Source organism: Corallococcus sp. CA053C (genome assembly GCF_003611675.1).
Classification (GTDB): Bacteria; Myxococcota; Myxococcia; order Myxococcales; family Myxococcaceae; genus Corallococcus.
The window spans coordinates 1-2,408 of sequence record NZ_RAWA01000700.1 but is presented as its reverse complement, the minus strand read 5'-3'; the positions used below and the strand labels follow the sequence as shown (position 1 = coordinate 2,408).

The window sequence follows — 2,408 nt, the reverse complement described above, 5'->3', positions numbered from 1 at the left end:
CCTTCCGCCCGTCTCCCCCGCCGGCCCCGAGGACGTCCACCGCATGTCGCTGCGAATCCCGACGCGAGCCACGCCCCCGCGCCCCACGCCCGCGAATGCCTCCGCCGCCGCGCCCGCGAACACCGCGGTGCCCGCCGGGGCCGCGCCCGCCAACACCGTGGTGGCCCCCACGGGCGGGAGCTGGAAGCGGTCGGCCACGAAGGAAGTGCCCATCTCCGACCTCCAGCAGAAGTTCGGCTGGACGGACGAGAGCTGGCAGGGCCGGCTCTTGAAGGCCGCGGACGAAGGCGGCGTGGAGGGCCGTGGGCAGAACGGCCAGGTGTCCGCGGCGGAGCTGGAGACGTACCTCCGAGCCCCCACGGATGCGCAGTTCCTCACCTCCACGGCGCTCCAGGAGCAGCGCGCCGCGCTCGAATCGAAGCTCGCGGGAGGCGCGCAGTCGGTGGCGGTGGACGCGTTCGACAGCCCCTGGCAGGCGTCGGTGGCGAAGCGCGCGGACCTGCTGGGCGGCAATGCCGACGGGCAGCTCTCCGCGGACGAGCTGACGGCCTACATCAACGCGTCCAAGGCGAACCAGGCCAAGGGCACTGGGACGGCGGCGGACACGCAGTGGGTGCCTGATCAGCAGATGGCGACCTTCCAGAGCCGCGTGGCGGAGGTCGCGGGGGAGCTGGATCCGCTGCGCGCGGTGGGCGGCGAGGGCGCGACGCCGGGGTTGAACCTGGTGAAGGAGTACTCGCGCACGCTGCTGGACACGGACAAGAACGTGCCCCAGTTCGTGAGCTACCTGCTGTCCGCGGCGGACGTGAAGGAGACGCCCGCGGACGTCAACCGGCTCAACAGCACCTTCGTGCGCGACCCGGAGCTGGGCAACGGCGCCGTCACGGACTCCGACTACAACAACACCGGCTTCGACCGGGGACACATGAAGGCGGCCGAGGACTCGCCCACGCAGGCGGCGATGGACGAGAGCCACTACATGAGCAACATCGCCCCCCAGCACGGCAACCACAACCAGCAGGTGTGGCGCACGCTGGAGCGCGGCGTGTCGGAGCTGGTGAAGGACACCGGCGGCAAGGCCTACATCGTCACGGGCAACCTGTTCCTGGACGACAAGGGCAAGCCGCTGCCGCCCGAGTCCATCGAGACGATGGGCGCGAAGGACCGGAAGATCGCGGTGCCCACGCACAACTTCAAGACGGTGCTGCTGGAGCTGCCCAACGGCAACCTGACGATGTTCGCGTACCTGGTGCCGAACGCGAAGGACGGCCCGTCGAAGAAGGACCAGATCGTCCCCCTGCTGGAGGCCTCGCGCGTGCCGGTGGATCAGCTGGAGACGCTGCTGGGGCAGGACCTCTACGCGCAGCTGCCCAAGGGCGTGCAGGAGAAGCTGGAGAAGGACACCTCCGCGGCGGGGGCCTTCCAGCAGGCCAGCCTCTACGAGTCCGCGACGCTGCTGCGCGCCCCGCCGTCCGCCTGAGCGCGGTGCCCTTCAGCGGGCGTCGTTGCGCACGCGGTACTTGAGCCACACGAGGCCCGCGTCGAGCTGCTCCACGCGCGTGAGCTCCAACGCCACGCCCGTGCCGGACGCCTGCGGGCGGTCGAAGAGGGACGGGGTGCCGGGGTTGCCGTCAGCGGTGGGGTGCACCAGCAGGCTCACCTCGTCGATGAGGCCCGCGGCGAGCAGGGAGCCGTTGATGCCTCCGCCGCCCTCCAGCAGCACGGTCTTGATGCCGAAGGCGCGGCCCAGCGTCTCCAGCGCGCGGGCGAAGTCGATGTCGTCCCTGCCGCCGAAGACGTAGGACACGCCGCGCTCGCGAAGGTGGGCGAGGGTGCAGGATCAGTTTGAGGAGGCGGCCCGGTTGAGGGGGCTGCCGCGGCTGGGGACGAAGCGCCGCTGAGCGCGGCGGGGGGCCTGGGCGACGGGCTGGTGCTCGGGACGGGGTGGCTCCTCGAGGCCCTTGCGCAGCGCCTGGTGGAAGCGTGCCGGCCCGGCCGTGCGGTAGAGGGCGCGCAGCCGCGCCATCTGGCGCGCACCGTCCATGCTCCACCGCTGGCCTGCGCGCTTCATGCGCACCTGCAGCCCCCGAGGCGAAACCTGGTGCGCTTTCATGGCGTCTTTGCCCCAGGCGCGAGACTCCGGCCATTTCTGCTGCCCGCAGCAGCCGCACCCAGGGTGGAGCAGAACACCCGCGCTGCGCAGCGTGAGGCACGTCAGGTGACCCGGCGTCAGCGGGCGCCGCGGCTCGACTGGGCAGGCCTCCTCCAGTGCACCTTCAAGCAGGACGTCCTTCTCCGCGGCCGGTGCGGGGGACGGCGCCGTCTCCTCGCCTACCTCGCCCACTCGCCCGCGGTCAGGCACGTGCTGGAGCACTTGAAACGGCCCCTGGACGGGCCGCCTCTTGCAC

General features: G+C 71.6%; 3 protein-coding genes. 1 reads left to right on the top strand and 2 read right to left on the bottom strand.

Translation table 11 applies throughout. The annotated features are described in order from the left end of the window. Positions 1–43: 43 nt before the first annotated feature. Positions 44–1,480 carry a DNA/RNA non-specific endonuclease gene (locus D7V97_RS42310; RefSeq protein WP_120616180.1) on the top strand — a complete coding sequence of 479 codons (1,437 nt, stop codon included), beginning with the start codon at positions 44–46 and terminating at the stop codon, positions 1,478–1,480. Positions 1,481–1,492: 12 nt separating this feature from the next. Here D7V97_RS42310 and D7V97_RS42305 read toward each other — a convergent pair whose 3' ends face one another. Beyond that, positions 1,493–1,807 carry a dihydrofolate reductase family protein gene (locus D7V97_RS42305; protein WP_233583598.1) on the bottom strand — a complete coding sequence of 105 codons (315 nt, stop codon included), beginning with the start codon at positions 1,805–1,807 and terminating at the stop codon, positions 1,493–1,495. A gap of 33 nt (positions 1,808–1,840) precedes the next feature. Then, positions 1,841–2,071, bottom strand: a complete 231-nt coding sequence (locus D7V97_RS42300) for a hypothetical protein (RefSeq protein WP_147445235.1) — start codon at positions 2,069–2,071, stop codon at positions 1,841–1,843. Between the last annotated feature and the right edge of the window lie 337 nt (positions 2,072–2,408).